16 protein-coding genes and 1 tRNA gene are annotated in these 17,882 nt (G+C 63.6%); 9 read left to right on the top strand and 8 right to left on the bottom strand.

From position 1 onward, the window contains the following. The first annotated feature begins 82 nt into the window (after positions 1-82). The 5 genes from RA19_RS09290 (at position 83) to RA19_RS09270 (ending at position 6,465) form a co-directional block, all read left to right on the top strand. On the top strand, positions 83-1,249 hold the full coding sequence (locus RA19_RS09290) for a penicillin-binding protein activator (protein WP_039161898.1): 1,167 nt from the start codon (positions 83-85) through the stop codon (positions 1,247-1,249). After that, positions 1,209-4,049: a [protein-PII] uridylyltransferase gene (locus RA19_RS09285; RefSeq protein ID WP_039161896.1), complete on the top strand. Its 2,841-nt coding sequence runs from the start codon at positions 1,209-1,211 to the stop codon at positions 4,047-4,049. Before RA19_RS09290 ends, RA19_RS09285 begins: the two co-directional genes overlap by 41 nt. Then, a complete protein-coding gene (gene murJ, locus RA19_RS09280) occupies positions 4,046-5,596 on the top strand; it encodes a murein biosynthesis integral membrane protein MurJ (protein ID WP_039161895.1) in 1,551 nt (516 codons plus the stop codon). Before RA19_RS09285 ends, murJ begins: the two co-directional genes overlap by 4 nt. Next, positions 5,593-6,180: a Crp/Fnr family transcriptional regulator gene (locus RA19_RS09275; protein ID WP_039161892.1), complete on the top strand. Its 588-nt coding sequence runs from the start codon at positions 5,593-5,595 to the stop codon at positions 6,178-6,180. The genes murJ and RA19_RS09275 overlap by 4 nt, the downstream gene beginning before the upstream one ends. An 87-nt stretch (positions 6,181-6,267) precedes the next feature. Continuing rightward, on the top strand, positions 6,268-6,465 hold the full coding sequence (locus RA19_RS09270; protein WP_039161889.1) for a YgaP family membrane protein: 198 nt from the start codon (positions 6,268-6,270) through the stop codon (positions 6,463-6,465). A gap of 228 nt (positions 6,466-6,693) precedes the next feature. Here RA19_RS09270 and RA19_RS09265 read toward each other — a convergent pair whose 3' ends face one another. Next, positions 6,694-7,380 (bottom strand): rhomboid family intramembrane serine protease, encoded by a 687-nt coding sequence (locus RA19_RS09265; RefSeq protein ID WP_039161887.1) that lies wholly within the window; start codon positions 7,378-7,380, stop codon positions 6,694-6,696. Between the two features lie 101 nt (positions 7,381-7,481). On the opposite strand from RA19_RS09265, the gene trpS reads away from it, so the two are divergent. Beyond that, entirely contained in the window at positions 7,482-8,510 is a 1,029-nt protein-coding gene (gene trpS, locus RA19_RS09260; RefSeq protein ID WP_039161885.1) for a tryptophan--tRNA ligase, read from the top strand. A gap of 65 nt (positions 8,511-8,575) precedes the next feature. Here the strand turns inward: trpS and RA19_RS09255 are convergent, their stop codons facing one another. The 5 genes from RA19_RS09255 to paaG form a co-directional block, all read right to left on the bottom strand. Then, positions 8,576-8,791: a hypothetical protein gene (locus RA19_RS09255; RefSeq protein WP_039161883.1), complete on the bottom strand. Its 216-nt coding sequence runs from the start codon at positions 8,789-8,791 to the stop codon at positions 8,576-8,578. A 104-nt stretch (positions 8,792-8,895) separates the two neighbouring features. Further along, positions 8,896-9,492 (bottom strand): TetR/AcrR family transcriptional regulator, encoded by a 597-nt coding sequence (locus RA19_RS09250; protein ID WP_039161880.1) that lies wholly within the window; start codon positions 9,490-9,492, stop codon positions 8,896-8,898. A gap of 3 nt (positions 9,493-9,495) precedes the next feature. Then, entirely contained in the window at positions 9,496-10,806 is a 1,311-nt protein-coding gene (gene paaK, locus RA19_RS09245) for a phenylacetate--CoA ligase PaaK (protein WP_039161878.1), read from the bottom strand. A gap of 15 nt (positions 10,807-10,821) precedes the next feature. Beyond that, complete coding sequence (gene paaI, locus RA19_RS09240; RefSeq protein ID WP_039161877.1) at positions 10,822-11,247, bottom strand: hydroxyphenylacetyl-CoA thioesterase PaaI; 426 nt, start codon at positions 11,245-11,247, stop codon at positions 10,822-10,824. Positions 11,248-11,249: 2 nt separating this feature from the next. Beyond that, entirely contained in the window at positions 11,250-12,035 is a 786-nt protein-coding gene (gene paaG, locus RA19_RS09235) for a 2-(1,2-epoxy-1,2-dihydrophenyl)acetyl-CoA isomerase PaaG (RefSeq protein ID WP_039161874.1), read from the bottom strand. Between the two features lie 127 nt (positions 12,036-12,162). Here paaG and paaZ point away from each other — a divergent pair, with 127 nt between their 5' ends. The 3 genes from paaZ to RA19_RS09220 all read left to right on the top strand — a co-directional run bounded on the left by paaZ (position 12,163) and on the right by RA19_RS09220 (position 15,332). Further along, entirely contained in the window at positions 12,163-14,193 is a 2,031-nt protein-coding gene (gene paaZ, locus RA19_RS09230; RefSeq protein WP_039161871.1) for a phenylacetic acid degradation bifunctional protein PaaZ, read from the top strand. An 84-nt stretch (positions 14,194-14,277) separates the two neighbouring features. Beyond that, positions 14,278-15,078: a PaaX family transcriptional regulator C-terminal domain-containing protein gene (locus tag RA19_RS09225; RefSeq protein ID WP_039161868.1), complete on the top strand. Its 801-nt coding sequence runs from the start codon at positions 14,278-14,280 to the stop codon at positions 15,076-15,078. 177 nt (positions 15,079-15,255) lie between these two features. Further along, positions 15,256-15,332 (top strand) — tRNA-Met (locus RA19_RS09220). A gap of 220 nt (positions 15,333-15,552) precedes the next feature. On the opposite strand, the gene RA19_RS09215 is transcribed toward RA19_RS09220, so the two are convergent. Continuing rightward, positions 15,553-16,455, bottom strand: coding sequence for a LysR substrate-binding domain-containing protein (locus RA19_RS09215; RefSeq protein WP_039161865.1), 903 nt, complete (start codon positions 16,453-16,455; stop codon positions 15,553-15,555). Positions 16,456-16,497: 42 nt separating this feature from the next. After that, a complete protein-coding gene (locus tag RA19_RS09210) occupies positions 16,498-17,841 on the bottom strand; it encodes an MmgE/PrpD family protein (protein ID WP_039161863.1) in 1,344 nt (447 codons plus the stop codon). Positions 17,842-17,882: the final 41 nt, after the last annotated feature.

Here is a 17,882-nt window from a genome sequence, read left to right as displayed (position 1 = left end):
ACCCGCCTTTTTGGTCGTTTATGATCCGCCCTTAAATCCACGCGGCGCAGCGGCGCCGGGAGAACGGAGTTTCAAGTCCATTATGTTTGCTGTTTTCAAACGCGCCCGCAAGGCGGCATTGGCAGCCGCCGCGGCGGTTTCCGCAATAGCTTTGGCTGCCTGCGACCCGGTTGCCATCGGCACCGGCCCGACCATCAACACTTCGAAGCCGGTCCCGGTGGCGCTTTTGGTGCCGCGCGGTTCGGCGCAGCAGGGCGACAGCGTACTTGCGCAAAGCCTGGAAAACGCGGCGCGGATGGCGATTGCCGATCTGGACGGCGTGCAGATCGACCTGCGGGTCTATGACACCGCGGGCAGCCCGGAAGTGGCCACCGGCGCGGCGCAGCAGGCGCTGAAGGACGGCGCCCGGGTGATCCTGGGCCCGGTCTATGCCGAAGCCGCCAATGCAGCCGGCATCGCAGCCCGGCAGCGCGGCGTCAACGTCCTGGCGTTCTCCAACAATCCCGCCATCGCAGGCGGCAATGTCTTTATCCTGGGGCCGACCTTTGACAACACCGCACGCCGTCTGGCCGGATTTGCGGCCCGCAGCGGCAAGGGCAATATCCTGGTCGTCAGCGGCAATGACGCAGCCGGAGTGGCCGGGCGCTCGGCTATCCAGCGGGCCGCCGGCCAGACCGGGGCCAATATCTCCGGCAGCGTTGGCTATGAGCTGTCGCAGCAGGGGGTGATCAATGCCATTCCCACGATCCGGAATGAAGCAGCAAAAGCGGATTCGGTCTTCCTGACCGCCACCACAGCAGGCGCCCTGCCGCTGCTGGCGCAGCTGATGCCCGAAGCCGGGGTCGATCCGGCCGAGAAGCAGTATATCGGCCTCACCCGCTGGGACATTCCCGCGCAGACCCTGGCCCTGCCCGGCGTGCAGGGCGGCTGGTTTGCCATGCCCGACCAGGGCAAGGTGCAGCAGTTCAGCGCCCGCTATCAGGCCAGCTACGGCGGAGCCCCCCACTCCATCGGCAGCCTGGCCTATGATGGTATTGCTGCCATCGGCGCCCTGGTTGCAGCCGGGAAATCCGATGCCCTGACTGCGGGCGCGCTGACCCAAGGCGCAGGCTTCCAGGGGGCCGGCGGCATTTTCCGTCTGCTGCCGGATGGCACCAACGAGCGCGGCCTGGCTGTTGCCACCGTCCAAGAACAGAAGGTCGTGATCATTGACCCAGCCCCAAGCAGCTTCGCAGGCGCCGGGTTCTGAGCCCGCCGCCGCGTCCCCGCGGCCTTCCGCCAATGGCTTTCCCGAACCGCTGGGGCCGCTGATCTGCGACCCCGGCGCCATCTTTGACGCTAAGGCGGTGCGGGCGCAGATCGAGGCCCTGGCCGAGGACATTGCCCCTTCGGCTCTGCGCGGGGAAACCGTGAAAATCCTGCGCGCGGCCAACAAGGCGGGACGCGCGGCCATTGCCGAGGCCTTTGCCGCCAAGCCGTTTGCGGCGCGCGACCTGACCCGTTCCTACACCTTCCTGACCGACGGGCTGGTGACCACGGCTCTGTATGTCGCGAGCGGCATCCTGCATCCTTTGGCCACGCCCACCCAGGGCGAGCGTATCGCAGTGATGGCGGTCGGCGGCTACGGCCGCGGCGAGATGGCCCCGGCCTCGGATGTCGATCTCTTGTTCATCACGCCTTACAAGATCACCGCCTGGGCGGAGAGCGTGATTGAATCCATGCTCTATATCCTGTGGGACCTGCGCCTGAAGGTCGGCCATGCCAGCCGCACCATCAAGGACTGCATCCGGCTCGGCGGCGAGGATTACACCATCCGCACAGCAATGCTGGAGCACCGCTTTCTGGCCGGTCACAAGCCGCTGGCGGAAGAGCTGGACAACCGGCTGAAAACCGAACTGTTCTCACAGGACACCCGCGAATTCATCGAGGCCAAGCTGGGCGAGCGCGACGCCCGCCACGTCAAGCAAGGCCAGCGTTACATGGTCGAGCCCAATGTGAAAGAGGGCAAGGGCGGGTTGCGCGACCTGCAGTCGCTCTACTGGATTGCCAAGTATCTGTACCACGTGCAGGACGCCGCGGAACTGGTGCCGCTGGGCCTGTTCCGCCCCGAAGAGCTGGAACTGTTTTCCAAGGCCGAGACTTTCATCTGGGCGGTGCGCTCGCATCTGCATCTGGCCACCGGCCGGGCCACCGAACAGCTGACCTTTGACCTGCAGGTCGAGGTCGCCAGCCGCATGGGATACGAGGACAAGGCCGGGCGCCGCGGCGTGGAAGTCTTTATGCAGGAGTATTTCCGCCACGCAACCCGTGTGGGTGACCTGACCCGGATCTTCCTGACCAAGCTGGAGGCGAGCCAGCAGAAAGGCGCGCCGCTGCTGCAGCGCATCTTCCGCCGCGGTCCGCGGATCAAACCGGACTACAAGGTGGTGCACAACCGGCTGGATGTGCTGGATCCGGACAAGTTCCTCTCCGACCGGGTGAACCTGCTGCGGCTGTTTGAGGAAGCCTTGCGCACCGGCATGCTGATCCACCCGGATGCAATGCGGCTGGTGACGGCAAACCTGCACCTGATCGACGACGATATGCGCAAGGACCCGGAAGCCCGGCAGATCTTCCTCGATTTGCTGCTGAAACACGGTAACTCGGAACGCGCGCTGCGGCGGATGAACGAACTGGGCGTACTGTCCGCCTTCCTGCCCGAGTTCGAGCCGATCGTGGCGATGATGCAGTTCAACATGTACCACTCCTACACGGTGGATGAGCATACCATCCAGGTGATCGCCAACTTTGCCGCAATCGAGCGCGGCGAGCTGGAGGATGAGCTGCCGCTGTCCTCCTCGATCCTGCGTAAAGGTTTGAACCGCAAGGTGCTGATGGTGGCGATGCTGCTGCATGACATCGGCAAGGGGCGCGAGCAGGACCACTCGATCCTGGGCGCCCAGATCGCCCGCAAAGTGGCGCCGCGGCTGGGGCTGAAGCAGTCTGAATGCGAGACCGTGGAATGGCTGGTGCGCTATCATCTGCTGATGTCGGACATGGCGCAGAAACGCGACATCGCCGATCCGCGCACGGTGCGGGATTTTGCCAAGGCGGTGCAAACGGTCAAACGGCTCGACCTGCTGCTGCTGCTGACCGTCTGCGATATCCGCGGCGTCGGCCCCGACACTTGGAACAATTGGAAGGCCGCCCTGCTGCGCGCGCTTTACAAGCACACCCGCGCCGCGCTCGAAGACGGCATGGAGGCACTGAACCGCGAGCAGCGCGGCACTGCCGCCAAGAAAGCCCTGCGCGAGGCGCTGCCGGACTGGCCGAAGGCGGACCTCAAGACCGAAACCGCCCGCCACTATCCGCCCTACTGGCACGGGCTGCATATTACCGCCCATGTGGATTTTGCCGAGATGCTGCGCGACTTCACCACCAAGGGCGACCCGGGCGAGGTGATGATCCGGCTCTATCCGGACGAGGACCGGGACGCGACGCGCGCCACCTTTGTGATGGAAGACCACCCCGGCATCTTTGCCCGCATCGCGGGCGCCCTGGCGCTGGTCGGGGCCAATGTGGTGGACGCCCGCTCCTACACCACCAAGGACGGCTACGTGACCGACGCGTTCTGGATCCAGGACGCCGACGGCCATCCCTTTGATCCGCTGCGCCTGCACCGGCTCAAGCAGATGATCGAAAAGACCCTGAAAGGCGAAGTGATCACCCGCGACGCGCTGAAATCCCGCGACAAGATCAAGAAGCGCGAGAAGGCCTTCAAGGTGCCGACCCATATCACCTTCGACAATGACGGCTCCGAGATCTACACCATCATCGAAGTCGACACTCGCGACCGGCCCGGGCTGCTTTATGATCTTGCCCGCTCGCTGGCGGCGGCCAATGTCTATATCGCCAATGCGGTGATTGCGACCTATGGCGAGCAGGTGGTGGATACCTTCTATGTGAAGGACATGTTCGGCCTGAAATACCATGCCGCGTCCAAGCAGCGGACGCTGGAGAAGAAACTGCGCGAGGCGATCGCCGAGGGCGCCAAGCGGGCGGATACATGAAGCCGATCAAACTGCTTTCGGGCTTCCTGACCGTCGGGTTCTGGACGCTGGCCAGCCGCGTGCTGGGCTTTGCCCGCGAGATCCTGATTGCCGCCTTCATCGGCCCGGGGCCGGTGCTGGATGCCTTTATCGTGGCCTTCCGCCTGCCCAATATGTTCCGCCGTTTCTTTGCCGAAGGCGCCTTTAACGCAGCCTTCGTGCCGGCCTTTGCCAAACGCTATGAGGCCGGCGAAGACGCCCGCACCTATGCCCAGCAAGCCTTCAACCTGCTGGCCGCCGCGGTGCTGGCGCTGGTGGGGCTCGGCATGGTGTTCATGCCGGGGCTGGTCTGGCTGACCGCCGGCGGCTTTGTTGGAGACGCGCGTTTCGATATTGCGGTGGGGTATGGCTACATCGTCTTCCCCTATATCCTATTCATGTCGCTGGCAGCGCTGTTCTCGGGCGTACTGAACGCCACCGGACGTTTCGCGGCAGCTGCTGCTGCGCCGGTTCTGCTCAACATCTTTGCCTGCGCAGCCATGACCGCAGGCGCGGTACTGGGCGGAGACGTCGTTCTCTGGCTGGTCTGGACCATACCGGTGGCAGGTGTGGCTCAGCTGGCCCTCGTCTGGATGGCCTCGGCCCGCGCAGGCATCACCCTGCGCCCCGGTCTGCCGCACTGGAATGCCGAGATGTCCAGCTTGGTGCGGGTCGCCGTGCCAGCTGCGCTCGCCATGGGCGTTACGCAAATCAACCTGGTGGTCGGGCAATATGTTGCCTCGGACATCGAAAAAGCTGCCAGCTGGCTGTTCATCGCCGACCGCCTGTATCAGCTGCCCTTGGGCGTGGTCGGCATCGCGGTCGGCATCGTGCTGCTCCCTGCCCTCTCCCGCCGCCTGCGGGCAGGCGATAGCGCGGGTTCGCAGGACGCCTTGTCACGCGCCGGCGAGTTTTCCCTGCTGCTGGCTGTCCCCTCCGCCGTGGCCTTCATTACTGTGCCGCTGCCGCTGGTCTCGGTGCTCTACGAACGCGGCGCCACCGGCCCCGAGGATGTGGCCGCCATCGCATTGGCCGTCGCCATCTATGGTGCCGGGCTGCCGGCCTTCATGCTGCAAAAGGTGCTGCAGCCGCTCTATTTCGCCCGGGAGGACACCAAGACCCCGTTCCGCTACGCGCTGGTGGCAATGCTGGTCAACGCGGCGCTGGCCTTTGGCCTAAAGCCGGTATTTGGCTGGATTGCCCCCGCCATCGCCGCCTCAGCGGCCGGATGGGCGATGGTCGTGCTTCTGGCCCTGGGCGCCCGCCGCATGGGCGCTGAGACCCGCTTCGACGCCCGCTTCCACAGCCGCGCCTGGCGCATCCTGGCCGCCTCTGTGGTCATGGGCGCAGTGCTCTATGCCGTGGCCGCCTGGGGCAGCTGGCTGTTCATGCTGGACTACTGGCGCTATCTTTCCCTGCTGGGCCTGGTGGTGCTTGGCGGTGCTGTCTACTTCGCCGCCGGCCAGACCTTAGGCGCTTTCCGCCTGTCGGAATTCCGCAGCGCCCTCAGCCGCCGAAAGCAGGCATGAGCCGCCTCCACTGCCCTGCCGGCACTGTGCTGTTCCAACCGGGGCAGGAGTGCCCGGGCTTCGTTCGCCTCACCTCCGGCAGCATCAAAGTCACTCTGACGGCCGCCAATGGCCGCGAAGTCGTGCTCTATCGGGTCGGGCCGGGCGATGTCTGCCTGCAGACCTTTGCCTGTCTGACAGAGGACCGCGCATACTCCGCGGAAGGGATTGCGGAAACAGCCCTCCAAGGCGAAATCCTCCCGCACGCGCAATTCCGCCAGGCAATGTCCGAAGACAGCAGTTTCCGGACCGAAGTCCTCACAGCCATCGCCCGCCGCTTTGCCGACTACGAGCAGCTGGTGGAGGATGTCGCGCTCACAGGTTTCGACGCCCGACTGGCCCGGGCGCTGCTGCGGCTTTCCCGGGATGGCGGCAGCATCCGCACCACCCATGACGCCTTGGCGGCTGAAACAGCGTCGGGACGCGCATTTGTCACCCGCCGCCTGCGCGAATTCGCCCGCATGGGATTGGTGGAGACCAGCCGCGGTAGCCTGCGCATCCTGGACCGCAGCGGGCTGGAAAAGATTGCCAGAGACAAATGCTAAGGCTTGGTGACACTGTCACCGACTGCGCGGGTACAGCGGCCTAGAACGGAATCGCAACCCTTAACGTGAGTTCGAAAGGACAAAGCAATGCCCCGCAACGAAGGCCCCCTCGACCGCACTCTGCGCATTATTTTCGGCCTAGCCCTGCTGTCGCTGGTTTTCATCGGCCCGCAAACCCTGTGGGGGCTGATCGGCCTGGTGCCGCTGGCCACCGGCCTGATGGGGTACTGCCCGCTCTATCAGATTCTCGGCCTCAACACGTGCCCGCTGAACAAGCAGAGCTGATCCTTCCGGCCGGTCCCGGGTCAAGGGCCGCGACGGCGGCCGCGCGGCACGCGCGGTTCACCTTTGAGGCGGGACTGGCCAATCCTACAATCAGCAAGGCGCCTTCAGGGCAAACCTGCCCCTGAAGCGCTTCTCGGCAAAACTGACGCAGCGCGCGCAAGCGCGCTGCCCGGCCCAACGGCTGGAAATGCCCTTTAGGGCTTTGACAGCGGGCGGGAGCCCCCGCCGTCAGTCGTGGCGGATCCGGTTGCGGATCCGTGCCCAGCCGCCTGGCGCCAGGAAGAACGACAGGCCAAAGCCGGTGGCAAACCCCGCCAGATCCGCAACCCAATCCTTCTGGCCGCCAAACAAGAGGCCAAACAGCAGCTGTGCCCCCATCAGGAAGGCAATCAGCGAGAACGCCCGGCTTTGCTGCGCCCCAACCAGAGCCAGCGAGCGCCACAGCAGGAAAGTGAAGGCTCCGATCAGCCCGTAGACCGCCGGGAAGCCGCCGATCAAGGGCTGGCCGTCCGAAATCACCAGCGCATAGCCCAGCGCGCCGCCCGCACCGGACAAGAGAAAGATCAGAACCATTGCCAGATCCCCCATCACTTCGCCCACCATCTTGCCCATCGCCAGCACAAAGACGCAGACAAACAGCGCGTGGGTGAAGGTGCCATGCACAAAGATGTAAGAGACAAAGCGCTTCAGATGCTCGGGCAGCCAGCGGCCGCTCTCCTGCATCCACCAGAATATCTCGCTGGAGAACGCATAAGACTGGATCGCCTCCAGCCGCCATCCGATTGCCGAGGCATCGCCCAGAATGCCGCGGGCGCCAAGTGAGAACACCGCCTCTATCCCCATGATGATCAGCACCAGCGCCACCACGGCGGCGGGCAAAGGGTTCACTGCGGCGTTATGGGGCTGGCTGCTCATCCGGGCTCCTTGCGGCACGGAATCTCCCGCGCCTGTTGACCTATCCTGGCCCCATGGGTAAGCCACCGGGGTTGCTATTTCCAGACGGGAGTTCCGCCCTAATGAGCGAATCCGCCTTCACCCCGCGTGTGTTCTCGGGCATCCAGCCCACGGGCAACCTGCATCTCGGCAATTATCTCGGCGCGATGAAGCGCTTTGTCGACATGCAGGGACAGGATTTTGAGACCATCTACTGCATGGTCGACCTGCACGCGGTCACCGTCTGGCAGGACCCCAAGGACCTGATGAAATCCACCCGCGAGCTGTGCGCAGGCTTCATCGCCGCAGGTATCGACCCGGAGCAATCCATCCTGATCAACCAGTCCCAGGTGCCCGAGCACGCGCAGCTGGCCTGGATCTTCAACTGCGTCGCCCGCATGGGCTGGATGCAGCGGATGACCCAATGGAAGGACAAGGCGGGCAAGAACCAGCAGAACGCTTCGCTGGGTCTGTTTGCTTACCCGGCGCTGATGGCGGCGGACATTCTGGTCTACCACGCCACCCATGTGCCGGTGGGCGAGGACCAGAAACAGCACCTGGAGCTGACCCGCGACATCGCCATCAAGTTCAACCACGACTACGGCGTCGATTTCTTCCCGGAAACCGAGCCGGTCATCGAAGGTGCCGCCACCCGGGTTATGTCCCTGCGCGACGGTTCCAAGAAGATGTCGAAGTCGGATGTGTCCGATGCCTCCCGCATCAACCTGACCGATGACGCCGACGCCATCGCCAAGAAGATCCGCAAGGCCAAGACCGACCCGGAGGCGCTGCCGTCGGAAGCGAAAGGTCTGGAAGAGCGGCCCGAGGCCCGCAACCTGGTCAACATCTATGCCGCTCTGAACGAGCAGAGCGTCGATCAGGTGCTGGCCGATGTCGGCGGCAAGCAGTTCTCGGAGTTCAAACCGATGCTGGCCGATCTGGCAGTGTCGAAACTGGCGCCGATCTCCACCGAGATGGCCCGCCTGATGGACAACCAGGATGAAATCGACAAGATCCTGGCCCGCGGCTCGCAGCGTGCGCGCGAAATCACCGCGCCGATCCTGCGCAAGACCTATGACATCGTCGGCATGGTGCCGCCGGTCTCCCTGTAAGAAAAGCCTCGCGCCAGCGGTCCACCACGAACCCGCTGGCGCGCCCAGGCTGTGTCAGCCGCTGCTTAGCTGACGTCAGACGAAAACTTGTAGCGGGACACCAGCCCGTATTTCAGCGCAAAGCCTTTCCAGGAAAATTTGCGCTTGCCCGAGGCCACCTCGGGCATTCCGGCCTGGCGGTCGAATTCATACATATCTATTGCACGCTCGGCGCAGCCGCAGGCCTCGCCCAGGCCGACCTTGTTGAAGTAGAATTTCGAGAAACTTTCCGGTTTTGCCATCTCACCCTCCAATGAAGTTAGAAGGCTAGCGCGGGGCGCCCTTAACGCAAAACAAACTCTGCCGCGGATTCGCTTCAAGTTTTCGTGCAAGGCGCCATAAGCCGTTAAAGCCCTCTGACTCCGTTCAAAACCAGCTCGGCAGCAAGCCGCGCATAGTCCTCGCGTGCCTTTGAGCCGGCACCGGAATTCCACATGTAGTACCAGTTCAGCATGCCGAACACCGACATGGTGGCACCGCGCAGCTTGGCAGATTCGCCGTCGAAGACATCCGGGGCAACCGCCTCCAGAGCATCGCTCATGAACTGCACCATCTCGCGCTGATAGGCGCGCAAGAGCTTCTGCTCCTCCTCCGGCAGCGCCCCCATTGCACCGATCTGCACCTGGTGCTCGTGATCCGCTCCCTGATAGGCCGCCATAATCTCCCCCACGATACGGCGCAGGCGGTCCTCGGGACAAAAACCATCCAGATCCACCCCGCAAACCCGGTCACGCAGATCGCTCAGGTAAGTATCAAGGAGGCCGAAAAGCACGGCATCCTTGCTGTCGTAATAGTGGTAGATGTTCGCCTTGGAGATCCCGCACTCGCGCGCCAGCTGGGTCATCGACGCGCGGTCATAGCCTGACTCCGCAAATACTTTGGCTGCGGACTTCAGGATCTGCGCGCGCTTCTGATCGTGGTCTTTTGCAATCGTGCGGGCCAAGTCTCACTCCTTACCGCGGTTGTCGACGACGCGCTTGGCCTTGCCCTGGCTGCGCTCAACAGAACCCGGGTCGCCTACAATGATCTCGGTGGAAACGCCAACCATATCCTTGATCCGCTTGGTCAGCATCCGCGCCGCAGCGGTCCGGCTCAGCTCATCCGTTGCATCCGGATTGGCCTCCACAAACACCCGCATCGCATCCATGCGGCCGGATTTGTAGAGCTCAATCTGGTAATAGGGCGCGAGGCCGCCGGTCGCCAGCAGCTGCTCCTCGACCTGACTGGGGAAGACGTTGACACCGCGCAGAATGATCATATCGTCGCTGCGGCCGGTTATCTTCTCCATCCGCCGCATCGAGCGTGCGGTGCCCGGCAGCAGGCGGGTCAGGTCGCGGGTGCGGTAGCGCACCATCGGCAGGCCTTCTTTGGTCAGCGTGGTGAACACCAGCTCGCCCAACTCGCCATCCGGCAGCACCTCGCCGCTTTCCGGATCGATGATCTCGGGCAGGAAGTGGTCCTCCCAGATCACCGGGCCATCCTTGGTCTCGACGCATTCGTTCGCCACTCCCGGTCCCATGATTTCACTCAGGCCGTAGATATCGACCGCATGCATATCAAAGGCCTCTTCAACCTCCTTACGCATCGCATCGGTCCAGGGTTCGGCGCCAAAGATGCCGACCTTCAGCGAGCATTCCCGCGGGTCCATGCCCACCTTGTGATACTGCTCCAGGATGTTGAGCATGTAGGAGGGCGTCACCATGATGCCGTCAGGTTTGAAATCAGTGATCAGGCCGACCTGCTTTTCGGTCTGGCCGCCCGACATCGGCACCACGGTCGCGCCCAGACGTTCGATGCCATAGTGTGCACCAAGCCCCCCGGTGAACAGCCCGTAGCCATAGGCGTTATGCACCATGTCGCCCTTGCGCAGGCCCGAGGCACGCAGGGACCGCGCCACCAGGTCCGCCCAGTTGGAAATGTCATTTGCGGTATAGCCCACCACGGTCGGCTTGCCGGTGGTGCCGGAGGAGGCATGCAGGCGGATGATCTGCTCGCGCGGGACGGCAAACAGGCCAAACGGGTAATTATCCCGCAGGTCGTTCTTGTAGGTGAAGGGAAACTTGGCCAGGTCCTTCAGCTCCTGCAGGTCGTCCGGATGCACGCCGGCCTCATCGAACCGCTGCTTGTACATCGGCACGTTGTCATAGGCATGGCGCAGCGACCATTTCAGCCGCTCCAGCTGCAGGCTGCGGATTTCGTCGATCGAAGCGATCTCGATCGGGTCCAATTCACCCTTCTTGGGGCTCAGGTCTTCCATGGCGTCCTCCACACCTTATTCGTCAAACAACTGGCCTTTGACCGCCCGGGAAAAGCCCCGGAATTCGGCGATCTGCTGGCCGTTTTGATTGCTAACTGTCACGTCATAAATACCGCTGCGCCCGGTCAGGGAAATCTCGCGAGCCTTGGCAGTCAGCCGGTCGCCTAAGCGTCCAGGCGCGGTGAAGCTGATCACATTATGCTGCGCCACCGTCGACTGGTTCCGGCTGTTGCAGGCAAAAGCAAAGGCGCTGTCGGCCAGCATGAAGGTCACGCCGCCGTGGCAGATACCGTGGCCGTTGCAGTGGTGCTGGGCGATGGTCAGCTCCAGCGTGGCCTCGCCCTCGTCCACATGGGTGATCTCCATCCCCGCCCACTTGGACGCATGGTCATCCGCCCACATCGCGGCGGCGGATTTTTCGGCGCGTTCCTTTGGGGTCATGGTCACTTGCCCTTGAACTCAGGGGCGCGCTTCTCAAGGAAGCTGGCAACGCCTTCCGCGTAATCCGCGCTCTCGCCGCAGGTCTTCATCGCGTTCGCTTCGATTTCTAGCTGATCTGACAGCGTGTTGACCGCCGCTGCCTGGATGCACTTCTTGGTAAGGCCCAGACCCAGCGTCGGGCCATTCGCAAACCTCTCTGCCATGGCGCGGGCTTCAGCCATCAGTTCCTCATCCGGCAGCGCCTTCCAGATCAGGCCCCAGTCCTCAGCTTTTTTGGCAGGCAGCGGCTCGGCGGTCAGCGCCAGCCCCTTGGCGCGCGCTTCCCCCAGCAGCCGCGGCAAATGCCAACTGCCGCCGGTGTCCGGGATCAGGCCAACCTTAGAAAACGACTGAATAAACTTGGCGCTTTCGCCCGCCAGCACCATATCGCAGGCCAGTGCCAGATTGGCGCCTGCCCCGGCGGCCACGCCGTTGACTGCGCAGATCACAGGAAAGTTCAGCGATCGGATCAGCCGCACCAGAGGCGCATAAAAGGTGCGCACAGTCTGGCTCAGGTCCGGTGGCCCGTCTATCTTGCGCGGGTCGCGGTCGCCCAGGTCCTGCCCGGCGCAAAAACCGCGCCCAGAGCCGGTCAGCAGCACCGCGCGGGCACCGCCATCGCGCGCAGCCTCCAGCGCGGCCCGCAGTGCGAGGTGCATCTCCTCGTTAAAACTGTTCAGGCGGTCCGGACGATTCAGGGTGATCTCTACCCAGCCGCCGTGATCCATTACCAGAATCGTATCGCTCATCTCTCCCTCACCCTGCTGACAGCGTGTTTGACAAACTTCTTGCATAAACCGACCGGACGGTCAATATATCTTCACATCAGATTCCAGCCAGCCGGCGCGCAGCCGGCCTGACGAAAAGGACAGCATGATGAGCCTTCTAGAAATTTCCAGCTTTGCCGCCGGTCAATGGGTCGCACCCGGTGTCGGCGCCCGCGGCATCGCCAGCGCCATCACCGGCGAAGTGATCGCCAGCGCCGGCAATGATGCGCTCGACGTGCAGGCCATGCTGGACTACGCCCGCAGCGTGGGCGGCCCGGCCTTGCGCAAGCTGACCTTCCACGACCGCGCCCGCATGCTGAAGGCGCTGGCGATGCACCTAGGCCAGCACAAGCAGGCGCTCTATGACCTCAGCTTCAATACCGGGGCCACTCAGTCTGACCACATGATCGACATCGACGGCGGCATCGGCACCATGTTTGTCTTTGCCTCCAAAGGCCGCCGCGAGATGCCGGATGGCCATGTCTACCTCGACGGCGATGTGGAGCAACTCTCCCGCAACGGCACCTTCCTGGGCCAGCACATCTGCACCCCGCTGCGCGGCGTTGCGGTGCATATCAACGCCTTCAACTTCCCGGTCTGGGGCATGCTGGAGAAGCTCGCGCCCACGCTGCTGGCCGGCGTCCCGGCCATCGTGAAGCCCGCCACCAACAGCTGCTATGTGACAGAGTTGGCAGTGAAACTGATGCTCGACAGCGGCATCCTGCCTGAAGGTGCACTTCAGCTGGTCTCCGGCGGCCTCGGCGATATGCTGGACCATCTGACCATGCAGGATGTCGTCAGCTTCACCGGCTCTGCCAGTACCGCGCTGAAGCTGCGCGCCAATCCCGTAATCCTGGAAAATTCTGTGCGCTTCGTGGCTGAGCAAGACAGCCTCAACGCCTCGATCCTCGGCCCCGATGCCCTGCCCGGCACGCCGGAGTTCGATCTGTTCGTCAAAGAAGTCAGCCGCGAGATGACCACCAAGGCGGGCCAGAAATGCACCGCCATTCGCCGCATCATCGCACCGCAGGCACAAGTCGATGCGGTGATCGAAGCGCTTTCAGGCCGCCTTGCAAAGACCCAAATCGGCGACCCGCGCCTGGAGAGCACCCGCATGGGCGCGCTGGTCTCGAACAGCCAGAAACGCGACGTGCTGGAGAAGGCTGCGATCATCGGCCAGGAGGCGGAACTGGTCCATGGCGACCCGGCGAATTTCACCGTTGCGGGCGCCGATGCCGAAAAAGGCGCCTTTGTACCGCCGATGCTGTTCCATTGCGCCGACCCGGACAAGGCCCAGCGAGTGCACGACACCGAGGCCTTCGGCCCTGTCTCCACCATAATGGGCTACCGCAACCTCGACCACGCAATTGACCTCGCCAACCGCGGCCAGGGTTCGCTGGTGGCCTCGGTCATCACCCATGATCCTGCCGTCGCCCGCGAGGTTGCCATCGGCGCCGGCGCCTATCACGGCCGCCTCTATTTCAACAACCGCGACTCGATGAAGGAATCAACCGGCCACGGCTCCCCGCTGCCCCACATGGTGCACGGCGGCCCCGGCCGCGCCGGCGGCGGCGAGGAAATGGGCGGCGTGCGCGGCGTGAAACACTACATGCAGCGCACCGCCATTCAGGGCTCGCCGGACATCCTGTCAGCGATCGGCGAGAAATGGGTGCCCGGCGGCACCGAGGCGAAAGGCCCTGCCCACCCCTTCACCCGCAAATTCGGCGAACTGGCGATCGGCGAGACCCTGCACACGGCCCCGCGCATCGTCACTATGGAGGACATCGAAACCTTCGCCCATTTCACCGGCGACACCTTCTATGCCCACATGGATGACGAAGCTGCCAAGCGGAACCCGTTCTTCCCGGGCCGCGTCGCCCATGGCTACCTGATCCTGTCCTTTGCGGCAGGTCTGTTTGTGCAGCCGGACGAAGGCCCGGTTCTGGCCAATACCGGCCTCGACAGCTTGCGCTTCATGAAGCCGGTCGAAGCCGGCGACAGCATCAAGGTGCGCCTCACCGTCAAGAAAAAGACCCCGCGCAACGAGGAATACGGTGAAGTCCGCTGGCATGTGACCCTGACCAACCAGGAGAACGACCTGGTTGCGGAATACGAGCTGCTGACCATGAATGCCTTTTGAACCAGCGCAAAAGTGGTAGGCAGCGGTAACACTGCCCTTCGCCTGGACTGGTCTAACCCGTCCGGGCGAACTATGTTTATCCCTATGAACGAACAGCATAACCCCTGGTTTGACACCGCCGTACAGCAGTTGAACGACCCGCAGAACCAGCGGGTCTGGTCGGTGATCGTGTCGCTGTTCGGCGATCTGGCCCAGGAGAAGGGCGCCCAGATCAGCGGCGGCGCGCTGACCCGGATCATCACACCGATGGGAATCAAGCCCGAAGCAATTCGGGTGGCGCTGCACCGGCTGCGCAAAGACGGCTGGATCGAAAGCGCCCGCGCAGGCCGCGCCTCGGTGCATTACCTGACCGAATACGGCCGCAGCCAATCCGCCGCCGTCACGCCGCGGATCTATGAACGCCGCGCCGCTGCGCCCAGCGACTGGCATTTGCTTGTTGCCGAGGACGGCACCGGACAGGCCACTCTGGATGAGGTGCTGCTGCTGCCCAACTACGTGGCTGTGAACCGGACCACCGCCCTTGGCCACGGCCCGATGCCGCGCAGCCTGAATGACCTGATGGCCGCCGAGGTCAGCAACATCGCGGTACCCGGCTGGCTCAAGACCCGGCTGTTCCCGAAACATTTGCGCGAGGCCTGCGCCGCCCTGCAGCAGGACCTGAGCCGGATCACCCCGCCGCCGCCGGGGCTGACGCCCTCGCAGACCGGTACCCTGCGCACCCTGATCGTGCACCGCTGGCGCCGCGTGGTTCTGCGCCACCCGGACTTGCCCGCCAGCTTTCACCCGGCGGACTGGGCCGGAGAGGCCTGCCGCAGCCAAGTGTTCCAGTTGCTGGACCAGCTGCCGCTGCCCGCGCTGGCCGCCCTGGACGAACTGCCGGACTAAGCCGTCGGCCTGAGCGCTTGGCCGCTACATGCGCGCCAGCGTCTGCCTTCACGCAACTCGTTGCTTTTGCAGACATATTGCTCCCTTCCGGAAAAAAACTCCCAGAATCCGCATTTCTGCAGTTTTTCCGCTTGACCCGGCCCGCGGCATTCCGTAAATCGCCTCCACACAGCGAGCGGCGGAGTAGCTCAGTTGGTTAGAGCAGCGGAATCATAATCCGCGTGTCGGGGGTTCAAGTCCCTCCTCCGCTACCACCCCTCTCTTGAAATCAGTGAAGTGCACCTTGCGGCCGAGATTTTACCGTGGCTGCGGAGCAGTGCCAGAATTCGCACAGATTGGCATTAGCGTTGCGACGCCAAATCTGAATTCCTGACGGATTGAGGGGTCGCATCCGCCCTCCGCCAGCATGGGCCTGCTAGCGGTAAAACACCGGCTCAAAATGTCGCCGGGAAATGGAAATAGACAGGCTTAGACTCAAACCGCAAATTGCTGAGTGCAATTGCGTATCAGCCAATTGCGGAACTGGGTTGCTGCAGGTGAACCTTCTGCACGGTAGGAAGTTAGCAAGTAGTATGCATACCCGGTCTGTACTGCGAGGTCGATCGGAGCCACCAGCTGACCGCTGCGGCGCAGCTCTTCACCAAACGGCCGCCGGTCCATTGCCCACCCAAGACCGCTTGCCGCAGCCTGCAGCGCGTTGGAGCGGTTATCCATTTCCGCAACCGGCTTCCAAGGCTGATCACCCAGGCCTGCAGCGTTGAACCAGCGCCCCCATTCGTTTGCATGGTGCTGACTGCGGATCAGCGGCTCGGTCACCATATCCTCGGGCCGCAAAGGCCCGGTGCGGGACTTCAGATAGTCCGGCGAGCACACCGGCTGGATCAGTTCGTCAAACAATTTGACACAACGGGTCTCCTGCGGCGGCTTGTTAGAAAAGACAATCGCGTGGTCTACATCACTGCCGCTCAGATTGATCTCTTCGGGCATCGTGACGATCCGGAGGGTCAACCCTGGCAGGGCTTCGCGCAGCTTTGGAAGCTTGGGGATCAGCCACATGTTTGCCAGCGATTGATACATATGCACCGAAATCATCTGCTCCAGCGTTTTTCCGGTGTAGCGGGCAAAGGCCGAGTCCATAGCATCAAGCGCCTGCGTTACCGGCGCCAGAAGCGCGCGGCCCTCCTCGGTCAGCTCGGACTGCTGGCCGCTGCCGCGCTGGAACAGCGGCGTGCCAACAAAGGCCTCGAGTGCCCGCACCTGATGGCTGATCGCCGAGGCGGTGATATTCAGCTCCTGCGCCGCATCCACATTGCGGCCCAGCCTGGCGACAGCTTCAAAGGCACGGATGGCGGCAAAGGGCGGAATTTTGCGTGGCATGACAGGAAGTCCGTGAACAGAAAGGCTGGCGCAGGTGCCAATTTAGACCGGCTGGCAGCACAGGTCGAGGAGCTGCCGGAAGCGGGTCGTGTCCAGGCTGTCGAACTGCAAGGCCAGCTCTGCAAGCGCTTCAGCCCGAGCCTGCCCCAGCACCGGCGCAGCCAGCAGATGGAACTTCTGCACGATCTCCGCATCGCTCAGCGGCAGGTCAGCGTCACCGCGCGGGGTGCGCGGCACGTCCTCGATCCGGCGGCCGTCTTTCAGCACCAGAGTGACCTGTGCCCAGCGCTTGTCCGTGCTGATCCGTGTCATCTCGGCGTCGTCGATCAGCGTGACGGCACGGCTGACGCGCAGGATGTCCGGATCCCGCAGTGCCGCTTCGCTCAGCTCCTCGACCCCCACCTGGCCGCGCACGATCATCGCGGCCACCGGGAAAGCGATGGCATAAGCAAATTCATCCTGGTTCTGCGGCTCGTGCCCGGCAAGCCGGGTGGCGTAGTGGAAGGTGCGGATTTCCACGCCCTCGACCTGGTCGTGGCTGAGGCCATGAGACTGCATTATCTCTTGCACCGCATCCAGCGAGGGATGCGCCCAGCGGCAGCAGGGGTAGGCCTTGTAATGGGTGTGGTCCACCAGCCGCCAGCCGCTGCCAAGATCCGCCCAGAAGTCCGCGCCCTCCTCACCCTCGCAGGTGAGGGCCGGAGCGCCGGTGAAGCCCTCCATCGCCAGATAGGCAGCCGTGACGCCAGAGGGCGCCCCCCAGCCAACTCCGTCGCGCACCATCGACGGGTGATCGATGCAGCGCATCATCTGGCTGCGCGGTCCGTGGTATTCGCCGATGCCCGCAGCCTGGCGGATCTGTTCCGCAGAGCCGCCCAGCAGCTTGGCGCCGGCGGCTGCAACTCCAACCGCAGTCCAGGCGCCGGAGGTGTGGTAATCGGCGCAAGTTGCATGCTGCACCAGCCCGGCGCGGTAAGAGATTTCATAGGCCGCGGCCAGAATTTCGGCAAACCGCTTGCCATCCATTTCCTGCCTGCCGGCCTGAGCCATGGCAATCATCGCCGGAAAGATCGCCGAACCCGCATGGCCCTTGCAGGGCGTGGTCCCGTCATGGGCGTCAATCGAGTCGATGGTGAAGGCTCCGGCCATTGCGGCGCCGGCCGGGCTGACCGTGCACCCGTCCATCAGCATCTGCGCGGCGCCGGCACTGCCTGCGCCAAAAATCATCGGCGCCACCCGGCGGGCAATGCCCGAGAGTTCCGTAGTTGCACCAACAGCCGCCACACCCATGGTGTCCAGAAAGGACCGCCGCAGCGTCCACAGAACTTGTTCCGGCAGATCTTCATAAGCCAGCTGTTCTGCAAACCGGTCGAATTTCAGGGCCATCTGCACTGCGCCTCCTCCGCGCGTTTGCTGCATCCGGGGCC

The organism is Leisingera sp. ANG-M1 (assembly GCF_000813745.1).
Taxonomy (GTDB): Bacteria; Pseudomonadota; Alphaproteobacteria; order Rhodobacterales; family Rhodobacteraceae; genus Leisingera.
This window is presented reverse-complemented; position numbering and strand designations above follow the sequence as displayed.

Bases quoted from the DNA above. Each gene is read 5' to 3' on its own strand.
- RA19_RS09290 (WP_039161898.1), top strand. From the start codon at position 83: ATGTTTGCTGTTTTCAAACGCGCCCGCAAGGCGGCATTGGCAGCCGCC.
- murJ (WP_039161895.1), top strand. From the start codon at position 4,046: ATGAAGCCGATCAAACTGCTTTCGGGCTTCCTGACCGTCGGGTTCTGG.
- RA19_RS09275 (WP_039161892.1), top strand. From the start codon at position 5,593: ATGAGCCGCCTCCACTGCCCTGCCGGCACTGTGCTGTTCCAACCGGGG.
- RA19_RS09270 (WP_039161889.1), top strand. From the start codon at position 6,268: ATGCCCCGCAACGAAGGCCCCCTCGACCGCACTCTGCGCATTATTTTC.
- RA19_RS09265 (WP_039161887.1), bottom strand. From the start codon at position 7,380: ATGAGCAGCCAGCCCCATAACGCCGCAGTGAACCCTTTGCCCGCCGCC.
- trpS (WP_039161885.1), top strand. From the start codon at position 7,482: ATGAGCGAATCCGCCTTCACCCCGCGTGTGTTCTCGGGCATCCAGCCC.
- RA19_RS09255 (WP_039161883.1), bottom strand. From the start codon at position 8,791: ATGGCAAAACCGGAAAGTTTCTCGAAATTCTACTTCAACAAGGTCGGC.
- paaK (WP_039161878.1), bottom strand. From the start codon at position 10,806: ATGGAAGACCTGAGCCCCAAGAAGGGTGAATTGGACCCGATCGAGATC.
- paaI (WP_039161877.1), bottom strand. From the start codon at position 11,247: ATGACCCCAAAGGAACGCGCCGAAAAATCCGCCGCCGCGATGTGGGCG.
- paaG (WP_039161874.1), bottom strand. From the start codon at position 12,035: ATGAGCGATACGATTCTGGTAATGGATCACGGCGGCTGGGTAGAGATC.
- paaZ (WP_039161871.1), top strand. From the start codon at position 12,163: ATGAGCCTTCTAGAAATTTCCAGCTTTGCCGCCGGTCAATGGGTCGCA.
- RA19_RS09225 (WP_039161868.1), top strand. From the start codon at position 14,278: ATGAACGAACAGCATAACCCCTGGTTTGACACCGCCGTACAGCAGTTG.
- RA19_RS09215 (WP_039161865.1), bottom strand. From the start codon at position 16,455: ATGCCACGCAAAATTCCGCCCTTTGCCGCCATCCGTGCCTTTGAAGCT.
- RA19_RS09210 (WP_039161863.1), bottom strand. From the start codon at position 17,841: ATGGCCCTGAAATTCGACCGGTTTGCAGAACAGCTGGCTTATGAAGAT.